Here is a 15,920-nt window from a genome sequence, read left to right on the forward strand (position 1 = left end):
AGGCAGCCGGGCGACGCGCGCAATGCCGCCGCCGATGGAGGCGCACGCTAGCATGACGGCCGGAGGCCGGCTACCGGCAGGGTTGCAGGTGGCCTGCGAATTCGGCGGCCGAGGCGGTCCATGACCATTTCAGCGCGTAGCGCCGGCAGGCCTGCCGGTCGAGCGACAGTGCGCGTTGGATCGCCCTTCCCAGATCCTGGTCCAGGCATCCGACATTCGGATTCTGGATCACGTCGGCGGGGCCGCGCACCGGATAGGCCGCGACCGGCACGCCGCAGGCCAGCGCCTCCAGCATCACCAGGCCGAACGTGTCGGTCAGCGAGGGGAAGACGAAGACATCCGCCGCCGCATAATGGCGGGCGAGTTCCGGCCCATGTTTCGCGCCCAGAAAGATTGCGCCCGGGAACCGGGCCTCCAGATCGGCGCGGAGCGGCCCGTCGCCGACAACGACCTTCGTGCCGGGCGTCTCCAGTTTCAGGAACGCCTCGATATTCTTCTCCACCGCCAGCCGTCCGACGAACATCTGGATCGGGCGCGGCAGGTCGAGCGGTACCGGGTCGTCCGGCGTGAACAGATCCGTGTCGACGCCCCGGACCCACCGGACGATGTTCCGGAATCCGCGGTCCGCCAGCGTCCGCTCCATCGTGTCGGTCGAGACCATGACCGCCGTCGCCGGCCCGTGGAAGCGGCGCAGCACGGCGTAGCTCCAGGATAGCGGGATGCGCGTCCGCAGGTTCACATATTCGGCGAACATGGTGTGGAAGGATGTCGTGAAGGGCCGGTTGTGGCGCAGGCACCATTTCCGCGCGCCCCAGCCCAGCGGGCCTTCCGTCGCGATATGGACCGCGTCGGGGGCGGCGGCCTCCATCATCGGCGGCAGGGCGCGGCCGACGCCCAGTGCGATCGGGATTTCCGGATAGGTGGGCAGCGGCCGCGTCCTGAACCGGTCGGGGCCGATGACCTCCACCCTATGGCCCAGAAGCTCCAGATGCCGAACCGTCGCCTCCAGCGTGCGCACCACGCCGTTGACCTGCGGCTTCCAGGCGTCGCTGACGATCAGGATCTTCAAGGGCAGGGCGGCAGGCGCTTCGGCGGTCTCAAGAAGGGCCGTCATGCGGCGGCCTTCCGGGCAGCGGGAAGAAGAGTGATAGCCTTCGTCTGTTCGATGCCGGTCCAGCGCAGGATCTCCATCTCGCCGCTCTCGTGCTCGACCAGCGCCGTGCAGCTTTCGACCCAGTCGCCGTCATTGCAGTAGAGAATGCCGCGCATGTCCTTGATCTCGGCCGTATGGATATGGCCGCAGACCACGCCGTCGACGCCGTGGCGGCGCGCTTCCTCGCTGAGCGCGGTTTCGAACCGGCCGACGAACTCCACCGCCTTCTTGGTGCGGTGCTTCAGGTAGGCGGAGAGGGACCAGTAGGAGAAGCCGAACCGCCGCCGGACCGCGTTCACCAGCGTGTTGGCCGCCAGCAGCATGACGTAGGCCCTATCGCCGATATGGGCCAGCCATCTGGCGTACTTCACCACCACGTCGAACTGGTCGCCATGGATGACCAGGTAGCGTCGCCCATCCGCGCCGGTGTGGATCGCCTCGTCTACGATCTCCACCTCGCCGAAATTCTGGCCCAGGAACTGGCGCCCGAACTCGTCATGGTTACCGGGCAGGAAATAGACCTTGGTGCCCTTCCGCGCCTTGCGCAGCAGCTTCTGGATCACGTCGTTATGGGCCTGGGGCCAGTACCAGTTCTTCTTCAGCCGCCAGCCATCGACGATGTCGCCGACCAGATAGAGCGTCTCGCATTCGGTGCGCTTCAGGAAATCCAGAAGCAGGCCGGCCTGGCAGGCCTTGGTGCCCAGATGCACGTCGGAGATCCAGATCGTGCGGTAGCGGTCGACTGTATCGGATCGCGACATGGGTTCCCCTTCACACACAATATCCAGTGGCCCGGATATACAGTTGAGGAAAAATATTGACAATCATGGGAATAGTTATTTGATGTGTAGAGACGAAATCTTCTTTCCGATGAAATAATTTCATCCGATTTACTTTATCGATCTGTAGTCAAAGCATCACAAATGGCCCGTCCCCGAAACCTCCTGGCGATCTTCAATCCAACGGCGGGTCCCCGCCGCCGCCATCGCTTTCATCACGCGATGGCGGTCTTCGGCGATCGCGGAGCATTGGTTCGGGTCCATGAGACGACGGCCCCACGCGACGCGGAGGTCGTGGCGCGGGCGGCCGAGGGCTTCGACGCCGTGGTCGCCGCCGGCGGCGATGGCACGATCAACGAGGTGGTGAACGGGCTGATGGCCCATGCCGGCCGGCCCCCGCCGCTCGGCATCCTGCCGCTGGGCACGGCGAACGTGCTGGCGGCCGAACTGGGGTTGCCGATGGACCCGGCCGCCGCCGCCGGGATCATCCTGGATGGCGGGTCGACCGACATCCATCTGGGCCTGGCTAATGGCCGGCATTTCAGCCTGATGGCCGGCGTCGGGTTCGATGCCCATGTCGTGGCCGGACTGGATTCCGGCCTGAAACGGCGGATCGGCAAGGGCGCCTATGTCTGGGAGACCGCCCGGCAACTGGCCGCGGGCCCGGCGGCGCGGTACCGGGTCACGGTTGACGGCCGGCCGTTCGAGGCGGCGTCGGCGGTGATCGCCAACAGCCATTATTATGGCGGCCGGTTCGTCCTGGCGCCCGACGCCACGCCGCTGCGATCAGGGTTCGAGATCTGCCTGTTCGAGCGGGGCGGCCGTCCCGCGACGGTGGGATACATGGCGGCGATGGCGCTGGGGCTGCTGCCGCGCTTCAAGGGCTACCAGGTGATCGGCGGGCGGTCGGTGACGGTCGAGGGGCCGGCCGGAGAACCAGTCCAGACCGATGGCGACATTGTCGCCACCCTGCCGCTCACCGTCACCGTGGCCGACAGGAGGCTGCCGGTCTTCGCCTCAGCGCCCGGCCACCATCATGCCCTCGATCATGACGGTCGGTGAATCGATCCCGGTGCGGAAGGTCAGGTCGCTGGCCGGGACCAGCCGGGCGAACATCTCCTTCAGATTGCCGGCCACCGTCACCTCGTTGACCGGGTAGGCGATCTCCCCATTCTCGATCCAGAAGCCAGTGGCGCCCCGGCTGTAGTCGCCGGTCAGCCCGTTGACGGCGCTGCCCATCATCTGGGTGACGTAAAGACCCTTCGCAATACCGCCGATCAGCGCCTTGGGATCATCCTTCCCCGGCTGGAGGAACAGGTTGGTCGGCGAGGGAGAGGGCGGGGAGGAGGTGCCCCGCGCCGCGTGGCCGGTGGTTTCCAGCCCGAGCTGCCGGGCGGAGCGGAGGTCCAGCAGCCAGGTGGTGAGCCTGCCGTCGGAAACGATCTCCCGCCGCCGGTTGGCGATCCCTTCGCCGTCGAAGGGTTTGGACCGCCGGCCGCGCCGCCGGTGCGGATCGTCGACGATCTCGATTCCCGGAGCGAACAATGCCTCCCCCATCCGGTCCTTGAGGAAGCTGACGCCGCGCGCGATGGCGGGGCCGCTGATGGCGCCCGTCAGGTGGCCCAGCAGGCTGCCGGCGACACGGGGATCGTAGACAATCGGGACCCTCGCGCTCGCCACCTTGCGCGCGCCCAGCCGGGCCACGGCCCGTTCGCCGGCGCGCCGGCCGATCGTGGCGGCGTCCTCCATATCCTCGGCATAGACCGCGCTGGTGAAATCATAGTCGGTCTCCATCCCGATGCCTTCGCCGGCGATCACGGACACCGACAGGCTGCGGCTGGACCGCGAATAGCTTCCGGCGAAGCCGTTGCCGGCGACGAGGCTGATCCTCGTGCGGCCCCAGGCGGCTTCCGCCCCTTCGGAATTGGTGACGCCGGAGATTGCGAGCGCCGTCTCCTCCGCCTCCTTCGCCGCCGCGATCAGATCTTCCGCCGACGGTTCCGCCGGATCGTCCAGATCCAGATCCTCCCAGGATCGGGCGAGTTGGCCGGGATCGGCCAGGCCGGCGAACGAATCTTCCGGCACCGCGCGGGCCATGGCGACGGCGCGCTCCACCAGTTCCGCCAGAGCGGCCTTGGAGCGGTCGGAGGAGGAGACGATGGCGCTCTGCCTGCCGACGAAGACGCGCAGGCCCAGATCGCCGCCTTCCGCCCGTTCCAGCCGTTCGGGCCGGCCCAGCCGCTGGGAGAGCGACAGGCTGGTCCCGTCGGCCAGGATCGCGTCGGCCGTATCGGCGCCGGCGGCCCTGGCGCGGGCGATCAGGTCGGAAAGGATGTCGAGGTCGGAACTGTCGGTCATGATTGTCCAGTCATTCGGCCGCGTAGGCGGCGTTGTCCAGTTGACGGCGGGAAACCCGCCGCACGTTCGTCCAGGCGAAGAGGGCCAGGAGCGAGGCTCCGGCCATCACCACGATCATCGGTGTCGCGCTTTCCGCGACGAGATAGCCCACCGCGATGCTGGCCAGCGCGCCGATCGTCATCTGCATGAAGCCCGCAAGGCCGCTGGCCGCGCCGGCCGCGCGGGGATTCGCGCTGATCGCGCCGGCCATGCCGTTGGGCAGCGTCAGCCCGTTGCCCATCGCATAGATCGCCAGCGGCAGGAACAGCAGGATCGGGTCGGTCATCGCCCCGGCAAGGGCGAGCGACAGCATCAGCATCGCCCCGGTGAAGGAGACGAACGCACCGATGCCGATCATCCGGTCGATGCCGAAGCGGGTGGAAAACCGGCCGGCGAAGAAGTTGCCGATCATGTAGCCCAGCGCGCCGAGGATCGAATAGACGCCGTAATCGCTGGGGCTCCTGCCCATCAGATCCACCACGATATGCGGCGCGCCGCCCAGGAAGGCGAAGAAGCCGGCGGACGAGAAGGAGAGGACCATCGCATAGGCGCGGAAGGCCGGCATCCGGAACAGCGAATCGTAGGACCGCGCCATCCCCGCGATGCCGGGCAGCGCCTGCCGGTCGAAATGCGTCTCATGCAGCAGCCGCCAGCCGGCGACCGTCACCAGCGCCGCGACGACCGCGGTGAAGGCGAAGGTCGCCCGCCAGTCGAACCATCCCGACAGATAGCCGCCGATCAGCGGCGCCAGCATCGGGGCCACGACCATCATCATGGTCATGTAGGCGATGACGCTGGCCGACCGTTCGCGGCTGAACAGGTCGCGCACCATCGCCCGGCCCAGCACCATGCCGGCGCAGCCGCCGATCGCCTGGACCATGCGGGACAGGACCAGCACCTCGATCGTCGGCGCGAAGAGGCCGCCCAGCGTGCCGGCGAGGAAGAGGACGAGCCCGACCAGCATCAGCGGCCGGCGGCCGAACCGGTCGGAGAGGGGGCCGTAGAGAAGCTGGCTCACCGCCAGCCCGACGAGATAGAGGCTGAGCGTGAGCTGGACCGCCGCCGTGTCGGTATCCAGCGACCGGCGGATCATCGGCATCGCCGGCATCAGGATGTTGAGCGCCAGCGGCCCCAGGGCGGACACGCCCACCAGCATGGGAATCGGGGGCGTTCGCGGCGGCGGCTGCATCGATCAGGGGCTCGGAAGAGGGGGCGGGGAACGGGCGGCGCTGCCCGGAGAGGCGAATATGCCCGTTAGACAATGGTATGATGGTCGGAAATTCAAGTTCATGTCGCCATCCCGCCCGGGAAGAATTGAACCCATACACTCGCTCCCCGCAGGAGTTTCCATGGCCCCACACATTTTCGTCCTCCTTCTGGCCGCGCTCTTCGCGGCCCTTCCGGCGGTCGCCGAGGAGGTCGCCGAGGAGGTCGCCTGGAGCAATGTGCGCGAACCCGCGCCGGGGCCGGCGGCTTCCATCGGATCCTACGCCAATGGCTGCGTGGCCGGGGCCGAGCCGCTGCCGATCGACGGGCTGGGCTATCAGGTGATCCGGCCGAGCCGCCACCGCTATTATGGCCATCCGGCGCTGATCGAGTATCTGGAGGATTTCGGCGCGCGGATGGCCGCCGCCGGGCTGGGCGTCGCGCTGATCGCCGACATGTCCCAGCCGCGCGGCGGGCCGATGAGCTATGGCCACGCCAGCCACCAGATCGGGCTGGACGCCGATATCTGGATGAGGCTCGACCTGCCTTTCCTGCCGCCCGACGAACGGGAGGATCTTGAGCCGGTGGTCATGATCGACCGCGACGCCTTCCGCGCCGATCCCACGGTCTTCACCGACTCCCAAGCGGAAATGGTGCGGCTGGCGGCGGACGATCCCAGGGTGGCGCGCATCTTCATCCATCCGGCGCTGAAGCAGGCGCTGTGCCGGCGCGACTGGGCCGACCGGTCGTGGCTTCGGACTATCAGGCCCTGGTACGGCCACGACTATCATTTCCATGTCCGCCTCCATTGCCCGGCCGGCAGCGAGACTTGCGTGGAGCAGGCTCCGCCGCCGCGCGGCGATGGCTGCGGCGGGGAGGTCGCCTCCTGGTTCCCCGATCCCGACCGGCCGCCGGAGCCTCCTTCCACGACCCCGCCGGAACCCCGGCCGCCGAAGACGCTGCCCGCCGCCTGCCAGGCGCTGTTGCCGGGGTCGGCCGGATGACCCCGATCGCGGAAAGGCTCGCCCGCGCCAAGGGCTATCCCTATGAGGCGCCGGAAGGCTCCTACCTGTTCGCGGACGGCGAGACGCGGCCCTTCCGGCCGGACACGCTGGCCGGACGGACGCCGGTGATCGCCTACGGCTCCAACCGCTCGCCGCTGCAACTGGCGCGGAAATACGCCGGCTGGCCGGCGGGCACGGAGATCCCGGTGACGGTGGCGCGGCTGGGCGGGATGGATGTCGTCCATTCCTGCCATTTCACGGCCTATGGCTCCCTGCCCGCCATGGTCGTGCCGGCCCGAGGCGTCACCGTGACCGTCGCCATCGTCTGGCTGGACGGACGGCAGCTTGAGCGGATGCACGAGACGGAGGGCGGCGAGAACTATCATTACGGGTCGTTCGAGGCGACGGAGCTTGAGCTGGACTGCCCGCTGCCGCCGGCGCTCTACGGCTATCACGGGCGGCGCGGGGCGTTCGCGCCGGATGGTCCGCCGCTGGCGCTGGCGGCGATCCCGGCGACGGGACGCACCGGGCCGGCGGCGACCCAGGAGCAGGCGCTGGCCCGCGCGCGGGACCTGCTGGCGCCGGGCGCGGACCTCGACCTCTTCATCCTTGAGATCATCGACGATCCCGCCTTGCGGGCGGAAAGGACCGAGGCGCTGGCGGCCTTCTCCTCACGCCAGTACGCGCCATAGGCTGGTGTGCCTGCGGTCCCGGTCCTCAAGGTCCAGCGGGGTCGGCACGGTGTAGTCGGCCACCGCCTCCAGCCCCTCGGCCGGCAGGTAGGCGCGGCCGGGATCACCCATGATGACGATCTTGCCGGCCTCCGCCAGACCGCGGAGCCAGCCGATCACCCGTTCGGCCATCGGCCGTTCGTAGCAGACGTCGCCGGCCAGCACGATGTCGACGCCGCCCATCGGCCGGCCGACGAGATCCTCCGACGTGATGTCGAGGGCGAGGCCGTTGGCCGCCGCGTTCAGCTTCATCGCCGCCATGGCGAACGGGTCGATATCGCAGGCGAGGACCGCCTTCGCCCCGGCGCGGACGCAGGCCAGGCCGACGATTCCGCTGCCGGCGGCGAAATCCAGGACCGTCCGGCCGGCGACCAGCCCCGGATTGTCCAGCATGTACCGGGCCAGCGCCTGCCCGCCCGGCCAAGCGAAGGCCCAGTAGGGCGGCGGCAGGTTGGCCCGCGCCAGCGTCGCCTCTGTCGCTTCCCAGAGCGGCGTCACCTCCGTCGCCAGATGGAGCGTCAGCTCAGGCGTCAGGGGCGGGGAGGCCAGGATGGTATTGGCGCGGACGAAGGCGGTGGGGTCGGTCAAAGAAGGTGACCGAGGGCGAGGCCCGCCAGCACCAGGAAGCCGAAAGTCTTGCTGCGCTTGAAGCGGCGCAGGCAGTCAGCCGGATCGTCCAGCCGCCAGACCGCGACCTCCCGGACGACGAAGGCGAGCGCCAGCAGCGGGCCCGCTGCGAACCAGGCCGATAGCCCCGCGCCGAAGCCGGCGGCGAGGATCAGCAGGGTGGCAATGACGTGGAAGGCGTGGATGGCGGGCTTGCTCATCTCCCCCAATCGTCGGGCGGAGGATTTGACGCCGACCAGCGCGTCATCCTCCTTGTCCTGATGGGCGTAGATCGTGTCGTAGCCGAGCGTCCAGAAGATGCCGCCGGCATAGAGCGCGACCGCCGGCCAGGAGAGTGAGCCCGTGGCGGCCGTCCAGCCCATCAGCGCGCCCCAGTTGAAGGTGAAGCCGAGGAATAGCTGCGGCCACCAGGTGATCCGCTTCATCAGCGGATAGGGCACGACCAGCAGCAGCGAGACGACGCCCGCCAGGATCGTCGCCCCGTTGAACTGCAGCAGGATCAGCAGCCCCACCGCCAGCAGGGCGGCGAGAAACAGGAGGGCCTGGAGGACGCTGACCCGGCCGCTGGGAATCGGCCGGCCGCGCGTGCGTTCGACCCTGCCGTCGATGTCGCGGTCGAACAGATCGTTGATGGTGCAGCCGGCCCCGCGCATGACTACCGCCCCCACGGTGAACAGCAGGACCAGCCATGGATCGAACGACCCGGCCAGCGCCATGCCCAGCCAGCAGGGGATCAGCAGCAGCCAGGTCCCGATCGGCCGGTCCAGACGGGCCAGCTTCAGGTAGGGCTCCACCCAGCCGGGCGCGAACCGCTCGATCCATCCGCCCGATACGATGTCGGTATGGCCGGACCGCGATTCCCCGGTGTCATCATTCGTCATCATTTGTCGTCATTCGTCATCATTCGCGGGCGGAACGGCGGCGAAGAAGAATTTTGCAGATGTTGGCAAATGTAGGCTTTTGTCGTCATCCTGTTCCTCCTTCCCATCCCGTGACTCATGAATATATAGGATGATAATCCTTATCCGGTAGGGGCGGTTGGATGATGGAGCCCATTCTCTTCGGCGCGGCCTACAGCGTCTATACGCGCATTGTCCTCCTCGCGCTTCTGGAGAAGGGCGCGCCCTTCCGGCTGGAGGGCGTCGATATCTTCGCGGTCGACAAAGGCGGGGCCATCCATGCGGCGCGGCACCCGTTCGGGAAGATCCCGGCCTTCGACCATGACGGATTCGTCATCTACGAGACGGCCGCCATCGCCCGTTATGTCGACGAGACGTTCGACGGGCCGCCGCTCCAGCCGCGCGACCCGAAGGCGCGGGCGCGGATGAACCAGGCGATCGGCATCCTGGACAGCTACGCCTATCGCTGCTGGGTCTGGGACATCTATGTCGAGCGGGTGGACAAGCCGCGCGAGGGCAAACTTGTGGACGAGGCGCGGATCGAAGCTGCCCTGCCGGGCGCCGAAGCCTGCCTCCGCGCGCTGGGCGAGTTAATAGGCGAAGGGCAGTGGCTGGCGGGCGAGGCCCTGACCCTCGCCGACCTGCACGCCGCCCCGATGGTCGCCTGCCTGGCCGAAGCGCCGGAAGGCGCGCGGGCGCTGGAGGCGCACCCGCTGATGCGGGGCTGGTGGGAGAGGATGAAGGCGCGGCCGTTGGCGGTGCGGGTGCTCGGGCGGGAGGGGAGCGAATGATCCACCATAGCGGCTGAACGCAGCATCGCATGGATTCCGGATCAAGTCCGGAATGACCAATAAAAACAATGTCATGCCGGCCTTGATCCGGCTCCATAGGCACGTCGTGTTCCATCCGCCGGGCGGCTAAAGCGGCGGTGCTGAAGCGGCTGGAACGTCGCTTGCTTTGTTGCCAGTTATGCGCATAATAAATGCCGCTTTATATGGGGAAAAATAATGGGGAAGATGGGCCGTTCCACCATGGGTCCGCCGAAGCGGGCCGCTAACGTCTCCATCAGCCGAGAACTACTGGACGAAGCCCGAAAATTACGGGTGAACGTTTCTCAGGCGGCCGAACAAGGGTTGTCGCGGGCGGTTGCCGAACGTCGCGCCGAGGCATGGCTGGAGGAGAACAGGGACGCGCTTGAAAGCTCCAATCAGTACGTCGAGAAGAACGGATTGCCGCTGGCCAAATACCGACAGTTCTGATGGCTCGGTTCGATGTCTACGCCAATCCGGATGGTCTCGGTTATCTGCTGGATATCCAAGCCGGCTTTCTCAGTCATCTGACTACGAGGGTCGTGGTGCCGCTGCTGCCCCTGGAGCATGCGCCGATGCCCGCCAAGGGACTGAATCCGAGATTCCGGATAGGAGACGAGGAAGTTCTGATGGCGACGCAGTTCATGGCGGCCGTGCCGAACTCCACAATAAAGAATCCGGTAGCCACTCTGAATCACCGCCATCACGAAATCGTCGACGCCATCGATCTGCTCATGCAGGGGTTCTGAGCGGTGGCCCGTGCTACCCCCCGGCTGTTCGTCGCCGGCGATCTGGCGGAAGGCGGGGCGGTCCTGCTTTCCGCGGAGCAGGCGCATTATCTGCGGAACGTGCTGCGGCTCGGGCTCGGGAACGGAGTAACCCTGTTCAACGGGCGGGACGGGGAGTGGAAGGCGCGGCTCGACCATATCGGCCGCAACGCGGCGACGGCGATCGCGGAGACGCGGTTGCGGGAGCAGGCGGCGGGGCCGGATGTCCGGCTCTGTTTCGCGCCGGTGAAGAAGGTGGCGGTCGACGCCATCGCGGAGAAGGCGACGGAGCTGGGCGTGGCGCGGCTGATGCCGGTCCTCACCGCCCATACCGATGTCTCCCGCGTCAATGTCGACCGGCTGCGCGCCCATGCGGTCGAGGCGGCGGAGCAGTGCGAGCGGTTGGACGTGCCCTCGGTCGACCAGCCGGTGACGCTTGACCGGCTGCTGGCCGGCTGGCCCGCCGACAGGCCGCTGATCCTGTGCGCCGAATCGGGCGACGCCCGGCCGGTCGCGGAGGTGGCGGCGGCGCTGGCGGGGCGGCCGGTCGGGCTGCTGATCGGCCCGGAGGGCGGCTTCGCGCAGGCGGAGCTTGACGGTCTCGCCAAACTGCCTTTTGTTCACCCGGTCGGCCTCGGTCCCCGGATACTCCGGGCCGACACGGCGGCGGTGGCCGCGCTGGCCTGCTGGCAGTGTCTGGCGGGGGACTGGCGCGTGCGACCTCCCGGCCGGGAAGCCTGAACGCCACACCAGCGCCCGCCGCCGAAACGGCCGGCCAACCATGAAAACCGACGCCCATGTCCGCTCCCCCCACCAAGAGCGCCATCCCGATCACGGACAAGCGCCAGCTTGTCGACTATATGGAGGACGGCAACAAGCCGGCCGACCAATGGCGGATCGGGACGGAGCATGAGAAGTTCGTCTACCGGCTCTCCGACCTCGCGTCGGTCCCCTATGAGGGGCCGGACGGGATCGGGGCGCTGCTGTCCGGCCTCACCCGGTTCGGCTGGCGGCCGGTGGAGGAGCATGGGCGGATCATCGCGCTGGCCAGCGACAATGGCTGTTCCATCACACTGGAGCCGGGCGGCCAGTTCGAGCTTTCCGGCGCGCCGCTGGAAACCATCCACCAGACCTGCGACGAGGTGCATGAGCATCTGCGCCAGGTGAAGGCGGTCGCGAAGGAGCATGGGGTCGGCATGATCGGCCTTGGCTTCCAGCCGAAATGGCGGCGCGAGGACATCCCCTGGATGCCCAAGGGCCGGTACAAGATCATGCGCGACTACATGCCCAGGCGCGGCCGGCTGGGCATCGACATGATGACCCGCACCTGCACGGTCCAGGTCAATCTCGACTTCTCGTCGGAATCCGACATGGTGAAGAAGTTCAGGGTCAGCCTGGCCCTGCAGCCGATTGCGACGGCGCTGTTCGCCAACTCCCCCTTCACCGAAGGGCGGCCGAACGGGTTCCAGAGCTATCGCAGTCATATCTGGACCGACACCGACCCCGACCGTAGCGGCGACCTGCCCTTCGTGTTCGAGGACGGGTTCGGGTTCGAACGCTATGTCGACTACATGCTCGACGTGCCGATGTACTTCGTCTACCGCGACGGGGAATATGTCGACGCCTCGGGCCAATCCTTCCGGGACTTCATCGAAGGCCGGCTGCCGGCGCTGCCCGGCGAGGTCCCGGTGATGTCGGACTGGGCCGACCATATGACGACGGCCTTCCCGGAAGTGCGGCTGAAGAAGTTCCTGGAGATGCGGGGCGCCGATGGCGGCCCGTGGCGGCGGCTCTGCGCCCTGCCGGCCCTCTGGGTCGGGCTGCTCTATGATTCCGTCGCGCTGGACGCCGCCTGGGATCTGGTGAAGGGCTGGACGGAGGAGGAGCGGGCGGCCCTGCGCGCCGACGTGCCGCGCCACGCGCTGAAGACGCCGTTCCGCGACGGGACGGTGCGCGACATCGCGCGGCAGACGCTGGCCATCGCCCGGGCCGGGCTGGACCGCCGGGCGCGGAAGGACGGCTTCGGCGAGAGCGAGGCCCATTTCCTCTCCGCGCTGGAGACGATCGCGGAAACCGGTGAGACCCCGGCCGACGAACTGCTGCGGAAGTACGAGACGGTCTGGGGCGGTTCGGTCGATCCGGTGTTCAAGGAATATGCTTACTGAGGCTGGCGCCGCCTGAACCACACCCCCACCCCGCCCCTCCCCCGCTTTGCAGGGGAGGGAGTCAAAAAGCCCCCTCTCCTGCTCCGCGGGAGAGGGGGTTGGGGGTGAGGGTGGTTCCGGCGGGCGAATAAAGATCAATGCGTTTGCTGCGAGGTTTCCACCCTCACCCCGGCCCTCTCCCGCCAGCGGGAGAGGGAGTAGACTTTTCCGAGCAAGAAGCAGGGTGCGGGTTTCGTAGACGGCGGTAGGGTGTCGACCTTGGATTCAGAGCTCGGGGACGGTCATGGGCGAGGGTGCGGTCAACAGGGTGATGGGGCCGCTGGAGTGGGGGTTCCTGGCGGGGCTGTCGGTGCTGTGGGGCGGATCGTTCTTCTTCGTCGGCGTCGCGGTCGGCGATCTGCCGCCCTTCACCATCGTCTTCCTGCGGGTGGCGCTGGCGGCGGCGGTTCTGCATCTGGCGATCCGGGCGCTGGGGGTGGCGTTGCCCCGCGGCCGCCAAGTCTGGACCGCCTTCTTCGGGATGGGCCTGCTGAACAACCTGATCCCGTTCTGCCTCCTGGTCTGGGGACAGACGCAGATCGCCAGCGGCCTCGCCTCCATCCTCAACGCCACGACGCCGCTCTTCGGCGTGCTGGTCGCCCATCTCCTCACCGAGGACGAGCGGATGACCGGAGGCAAGCTGGCGGGCGTGGCGCTGGGCCTTGCCGGCGTCGTGACGATGATCGGGCCCGACGCGCTGGACGGGCTGGGCGGCGGCGTCTGGGCGCAGCTCGCCTGCCTCGGCGCGGCGCTCTCCTACGCCTGCGCCGGGATCTTCGGGCGGCGTTTCCGGCGCATGGGCGTGGCGCCGATGGCGACGGCGACCGGGCAGGTCACCGCCTCAACCATCCTTCTGGCGCCGCTGGCGCTGTGGATCGACCGGCCCTGGACGCTGGCGATGCCGGGCTGGGAGGTCTGGGCGGCGATGGCGGGGCTCGCGGTCTTCTCAACCGCGCTGGCCTATATCGTCTATTTCCGGCTGCTCGCCTCCGCCGGGGCGACCAACGTCGTCCTGGTCACCTTCCTGGTGCCGGTCAGCGCGATCCTGCTGGGCGTGGCGTTCCTGGGCGAGCGGCTGGAGCCGTCCCACCTGGTCGGTATGGGCGCGATCGGGCTCGGCCTGATGGCGATCGACGGGCGCGCCTTCGCCGTCCTCCGCCGCCGGCGGACGGCCGGCGCGGGCTCCGCGCGGAGCCTTCAGTAAAGCTCGGAGATACCGAGGGTCGCCGAAACGCCCGATCCGCCGTCGAACTGCCCGATCCAGATATCGTACTGACCGCTCAAGGGCGCGTTGAACGACACCAGCGGGTCCAGATCGCCCCAGCCATCATCGTCGCAATACCAGCGCCCGTCCGGCGCGTTGACCACCAGCGTGGTGTCCGATCCCGATTCCACGAAGATGCTGAGCGGCAGGCCGCCTGCCTCATAGTCCAGGCGGAAATCCGGCGCGTCCGCGATGGAGCCGGTGCAGCCGGTTATCCGCCGGCTGACATCGATGCCTCCGCCGGCGAGCACGTTCACCAGATAGGGATCGTCCACGAACCCCGCCGCGAGGCGTGCGCTTCCGAAAGCGGGAGACAGCGAGAAATCCTGCCCTGCGCTCTCCCCGGCGGCCAGGCCGACGATCGCGGCGACGACCAATCTCTTCACGATTGTACGCATTATTCCCTCCCCATTTACCCCGAACGGATTATTGGGAGGAGAATGAGAAGCTGTCTATCGGGTATTTGAGTTGAATCCGCTTCAGCGTCGCCATTCGCCGTATCGCGGATCGATCCGGCCAACTGCTCAGCCGTTCACCACGCGGAGCGGCGGGCGCGGAGCGAGGATGCGGTGGGGCGGAAAGGCGAGGGTGAGGGCGCTACCCTGGCCGGGCTGGCTCTCTATCTCCAGTCGGCCGCCATGCCGTTCGATCATCGACTTGACCAGCGGCAGGCCGAGACCCGTGCCCGGCATGTCCTGGGGCAGGTCGTTGCGGACCTGGCCGAACGGCTCCAGCGCCACGGCGATATCGGCATTCGACATGCCGATGCCGGTATCGGCCACCGACAGGCGGACGCCATCCGCATCCGCCCTCGCGCTCACCCGGACGGCCCCGCCGGGCGGGGTGAATTTGACCGCATTGGACAGGAGGTTGACGATCATCTGGCGCGTCGCGCGAGTGTCGGCGCGCAGCGGCGGGAGGTCGTCCGGCAGTTCGACATCGAGCGCCAGCCCCCGGCTCTCCGAGCGGACGGCCATCATGCGCACGGCGCCCCTGACGGCGGCGGCGAGGTCCACCGTCTCCTCCTGCAACTCGAACCGGCCCGCCTCGATCCGGGAGAGGTCCAGTATGTCGTTGATGAGGTCGAGCAGCATCGATCCGCTGGAATGGATATCGCCTGCATAATCCGCATAGGCGTCCGTCGCGTCGGGGCCCAGCCCGCGATCCCGGATCAGTTCGGAAAAGCCGATGATGGCGTTGAGCGGCGTGCGCAGCTCATGGCTCATGGTCGCCAGGAAGTCCGACTTCGCGCGGTTGGCGCGGTCGGCTTCCAGGACCGCCGCCGAGAGGTCGGCCTTCGCCGTCTCCAACTCCGCGATCAGCTTTTCCCGGTCCAGCCGCAGCCGGATGGCGCCGACCTGCGCGCGGTGGACCGAATCGACATAGAGGGTCATCGCCCGCAGGTAGAACAAGACGAAGAGGCCCAGGATCAGGTTGAACGCCGTCGGCTGGGCGAGGCAGACCGTCGCGAAAGGCAGCATGACGGCGAAGAGGAAACCCTGCGCCGCCGCCCGGTTCATCGCATAGCCCATGGCGGAGTTGGAGCAGAGGCCGATGAAGGCGACGGCGATCAGCGTCTTCTCCAGCGAGGGCGGCCCCCAATAGAGCAGCGATCCGGTCAGCCCCCAGGAGAGACCGGCAAGCGCCGCGCAGCCGGCGAAGGTCCGCCGCCACTTCTCCGGCGTTATCCGCCGGAACCGGGCGCGGGCATAGGCGAAACGGGCGGCGGCGTTGATTGCGACCGAAACGCTGATGGCGGAAAGGAAGATGGTGAGCGCGGCCGGGCTCGCCTGATCGCGCAGGGCCCAGGCGATTAGCCCCGCTACCGCCAGGTGGAGCGCCAGCAGGTGCCAGCGGCGCGCCCTGCCGAAGAGGTCGTTCAGTTCGCCGAGGATGCGGCGATCGGTCGGGACGCCGGAGGCTGGATGCATGGTCCGGTTGGCTGGTGGCTCTGGAAGCGATGATGGCCGCCGCGGACGGCGATAAGGGAACTATCCGGGCAGGGAGGTTAATCTTTGGTAAGGATGATGACGGGCGCGCCGCCGATTGACTTTTGGGGCCGGTCGTCTAGCTTCACCGC

General features: G+C 67.9%; 17 protein-coding genes. 9 read left to right on the forward strand and 8 right to left on the reverse strand.

Translation table 11 applies throughout. The annotated features are described in order from the left end of the window. Window positions 1-70: 70 nt before the first annotated feature. Window positions 71-1,069: a glycosyltransferase family 1 protein gene (locus AAFN89_RS06065; protein ID WP_347537043.1), complete on the reverse strand. Its 999-nt coding sequence runs from the start codon at window positions 1,067-1,069 to the stop codon at window positions 71-73. 41 nt (window positions 1,070-1,110) lie between these two features. Then, window positions 1,111-1,914, reverse strand: a complete 804-nt coding sequence (locus AAFN89_RS06070) for a UDP-2,3-diacylglucosamine diphosphatase (RefSeq protein ID WP_347536943.1) — start codon at window positions 1,912-1,914, stop codon at window positions 1,111-1,113. A gap of 162 nt (window positions 1,915-2,076) precedes the next feature. Between AAFN89_RS06070 and AAFN89_RS06075 the strand changes: the two genes are divergently transcribed. Beyond that, window positions 2,077-2,994, forward strand: a complete 918-nt coding sequence (locus AAFN89_RS06075) for a diacylglycerol kinase family protein (protein ID WP_347536945.1) — start codon at window positions 2,077-2,079, stop codon at window positions 2,992-2,994. Here the strand turns inward: AAFN89_RS06075 and AAFN89_RS06080 are convergent. Together AAFN89_RS06080 and AAFN89_RS06085 are read right to left on the reverse strand one after the other, a co-directional pair. Then, window positions 2,950-4,290 carry a metallopeptidase TldD-related protein gene (locus AAFN89_RS06080; RefSeq protein WP_347536947.1) on the reverse strand — a complete coding sequence of 447 codons (1,341 nt, stop codon included), beginning with the start codon at window positions 4,288-4,290 and terminating at the stop codon, window positions 2,950-2,952. The two genes, AAFN89_RS06075 and AAFN89_RS06080, sit on opposite strands and share 45 nt — an antisense overlap. Window positions 4,291-4,300: 10 nt before the next feature. Beyond that, a complete protein-coding gene (locus tag AAFN89_RS06085; protein ID WP_347536949.1) occupies window positions 4,301-5,479 on the reverse strand; it encodes a multidrug effflux MFS transporter in 1,179 nt (392 codons plus the stop codon). 199 nt (window positions 5,480-5,678) lie between these two features. Here AAFN89_RS06085 and mepA point away from each other — a divergent pair, with 199 nt between their 5' ends. Together mepA and AAFN89_RS06095 are read left to right on the forward strand one after the other, a co-directional pair. After that, window positions 5,679-6,539 carry a penicillin-insensitive murein endopeptidase gene (gene mepA / locus AAFN89_RS06090; RefSeq protein WP_347536951.1) on the forward strand — a complete coding sequence of 287 codons (861 nt, stop codon included), beginning with the start codon at window positions 5,679-5,681 and terminating at the stop codon, window positions 6,537-6,539. Beyond that, complete coding sequence (locus AAFN89_RS06095; RefSeq protein ID WP_347536953.1) at window positions 6,536-7,231, forward strand: hypothetical protein; 696 nt, start codon at window positions 6,536-6,538, stop codon at window positions 7,229-7,231. Before mepA ends, AAFN89_RS06095 begins: the two co-directional genes overlap by 4 nt. On the opposite strand, the gene AAFN89_RS06100 is transcribed toward AAFN89_RS06095, so the two are convergent. Together AAFN89_RS06100 and ubiA are read right to left on the reverse strand one after the other, a co-directional pair. Then, window positions 7,211-7,858: a methyltransferase gene (locus AAFN89_RS06100; protein WP_347536956.1), complete on the reverse strand. Its 648-nt coding sequence runs from the start codon at window positions 7,856-7,858 to the stop codon at window positions 7,211-7,213. The two genes, AAFN89_RS06095 and AAFN89_RS06100, sit on opposite strands and share 21 nt — an antisense overlap. Next, window positions 7,855-8,781: a 4-hydroxybenzoate octaprenyltransferase gene (ubiA, locus tag AAFN89_RS06105; protein WP_347536958.1), complete on the reverse strand. Its 927-nt coding sequence runs from the start codon at window positions 8,779-8,781 to the stop codon at window positions 7,855-7,857. Before ubiA ends, AAFN89_RS06100 begins: the two co-directional genes overlap by 4 nt. 158 nt (window positions 8,782-8,939) lie before the next feature. On the opposite strand from ubiA, the gene AAFN89_RS06110 reads away from it, so the two are divergent. From AAFN89_RS06110 to AAFN89_RS06135, 6 genes are all read left to right on the forward strand, one after another. After that, the gene (locus AAFN89_RS06110; protein WP_347536960.1) at window positions 8,940-9,587 is read left to right on the forward strand and encodes a glutathione S-transferase family protein; all 648 of its coding nucleotides are present in this window, start codon (window positions 8,940-8,942) and stop codon (window positions 9,585-9,587) included. Between the two features lie 225 nt (window positions 9,588-9,812). Further along, window positions 9,813-10,055 carry a type II toxin-antitoxin system CcdA family antitoxin gene (locus tag AAFN89_RS06115; RefSeq protein ID WP_347536962.1) on the forward strand — a complete coding sequence of 81 codons (243 nt, stop codon included), beginning with the start codon at window positions 9,813-9,815 and terminating at the stop codon, window positions 10,053-10,055. Then, on the forward strand, window positions 10,055-10,354 hold the full coding sequence (locus AAFN89_RS06120; RefSeq protein WP_347536964.1) for a CcdB family protein: 300 nt from the start codon (window positions 10,055-10,057) through the stop codon (window positions 10,352-10,354). Before AAFN89_RS06115 ends, AAFN89_RS06120 begins: the two co-directional genes overlap by 1 nt. Window positions 10,355-10,357: 3 nt before the next feature. Continuing rightward, a complete protein-coding gene (locus AAFN89_RS06125; protein WP_347536966.1) occupies window positions 10,358-11,113 on the forward strand; it encodes a 16S rRNA (uracil(1498)-N(3))-methyltransferase in 756 nt (251 codons plus the stop codon). Window positions 11,114-11,169: 56 nt separating this feature from the next. Next, window positions 11,170-12,537: a glutamate--cysteine ligase gene (locus tag AAFN89_RS06130; protein ID WP_347536968.1), complete on the forward strand. Its 1,368-nt coding sequence runs from the start codon at window positions 11,170-11,172 to the stop codon at window positions 12,535-12,537. Between the two features lie 283 nt (window positions 12,538-12,820). Beyond that, window positions 12,821-13,780 (forward strand): EamA family transporter, encoded by a 960-nt coding sequence (locus AAFN89_RS06135; RefSeq protein ID WP_347536970.1) that lies wholly within the window; start codon window positions 12,821-12,823, stop codon window positions 13,778-13,780. On the opposite strand, the gene AAFN89_RS06140 is transcribed toward AAFN89_RS06135, so the two are convergent. Together AAFN89_RS06140 and AAFN89_RS06145 are read right to left on the reverse strand one after the other, a co-directional pair. Beyond that, entirely contained in the window at window positions 13,774-14,238 is a 465-nt protein-coding gene (locus AAFN89_RS06140) for a hypothetical protein (RefSeq protein ID WP_347536972.1), read from the reverse strand. The genes AAFN89_RS06135 and AAFN89_RS06140 overlap by 7 nt on opposite strands. Before the next feature lie 126 nt (window positions 14,239-14,364). After that, the gene (locus tag AAFN89_RS06145; RefSeq protein ID WP_347536974.1) at window positions 14,365-15,771 is read right to left on the reverse strand and encodes a HAMP domain-containing sensor histidine kinase; all 1,407 of its coding nucleotides are present in this window, start codon (window positions 15,769-15,771) and stop codon (window positions 14,365-14,367) included. Between the last annotated feature and the right edge of the window lie 149 nt (window positions 15,772-15,920).

The organism is Inquilinus sp. CAU 1745 (genome assembly GCF_039839375.1).
Taxonomy (GTDB): Bacteria; Pseudomonadota; Alphaproteobacteria; order DSM-16000; family Inquilinaceae; genus JBDOQU01.

What these genes read in the sequence shown, in the direction of transcription:
- AAFN89_RS06120 (WP_347536964.1), top strand. Translation starts at nt 10,055, where the DNA reads ATGGCTCGGTTCGATGTCTACGCCAATCCGGATGGTCTCGGTTATCTG.
- AAFN89_RS06095 (WP_347536953.1), top strand. Translation starts at nt 6,536, where the DNA reads ATGACCCCGATCGCGGAAAGGCTCGCCCGCGCCAAGGGCTATCCCTAT.
- AAFN89_RS06145 (WP_347536974.1), bottom strand. Translation starts at nt 15,771, where the DNA reads ATGCATCCAGCCTCCGGCGTCCCGACCGATCGCCGCATCCTCGGCGAA.
- AAFN89_RS06110 (WP_347536960.1), top strand. Translation starts at nt 8,940, where the DNA reads ATGATGGAGCCCATTCTCTTCGGCGCGGCCTACAGCGTCTATACGCGC.
- AAFN89_RS06070 (WP_347536943.1), bottom strand. Translation starts at nt 1,914, where the DNA reads ATGTCGCGATCCGATACAGTCGACCGCTACCGCACGATCTGGATCTCC.
- AAFN89_RS06115 (WP_347536962.1), top strand. Translation starts at nt 9,813, where the DNA reads ATGGGCCGTTCCACCATGGGTCCGCCGAAGCGGGCCGCTAACGTCTCC.
- AAFN89_RS06130 (WP_347536968.1), top strand. Translation starts at nt 11,170, where the DNA reads ATGTCCGCTCCCCCCACCAAGAGCGCCATCCCGATCACGGACAAGCGC.
- ubiA (WP_347536958.1), bottom strand. Translation starts at nt 8,781, where the DNA reads ATGATGACGAATGATGACACCGGGGAATCGCGGTCCGGCCATACCGAC.
- mepA (WP_347536951.1), top strand. Translation starts at nt 5,679, where the DNA reads ATGGCCCCACACATTTTCGTCCTCCTTCTGGCCGCGCTCTTCGCGGCC.
- AAFN89_RS06080 (WP_347536947.1), bottom strand. Translation starts at nt 4,290, where the DNA reads ATGACCGACAGTTCCGACCTCGACATCCTTTCCGACCTGATCGCCCGC.
- AAFN89_RS06135 (WP_347536970.1), top strand. Translation starts at nt 12,821, where the DNA reads ATGGGCGAGGGTGCGGTCAACAGGGTGATGGGGCCGCTGGAGTGGGGG.
- AAFN89_RS06140 (WP_347536972.1), bottom strand. Translation starts at nt 14,238, where the DNA reads ATGCGTACAATCGTGAAGAGATTGGTCGTCGCCGCGATCGTCGGCCTG.
- AAFN89_RS06075 (WP_347536945.1), top strand. Translation starts at nt 2,077, where the DNA reads ATGGCCCGTCCCCGAAACCTCCTGGCGATCTTCAATCCAACGGCGGGT.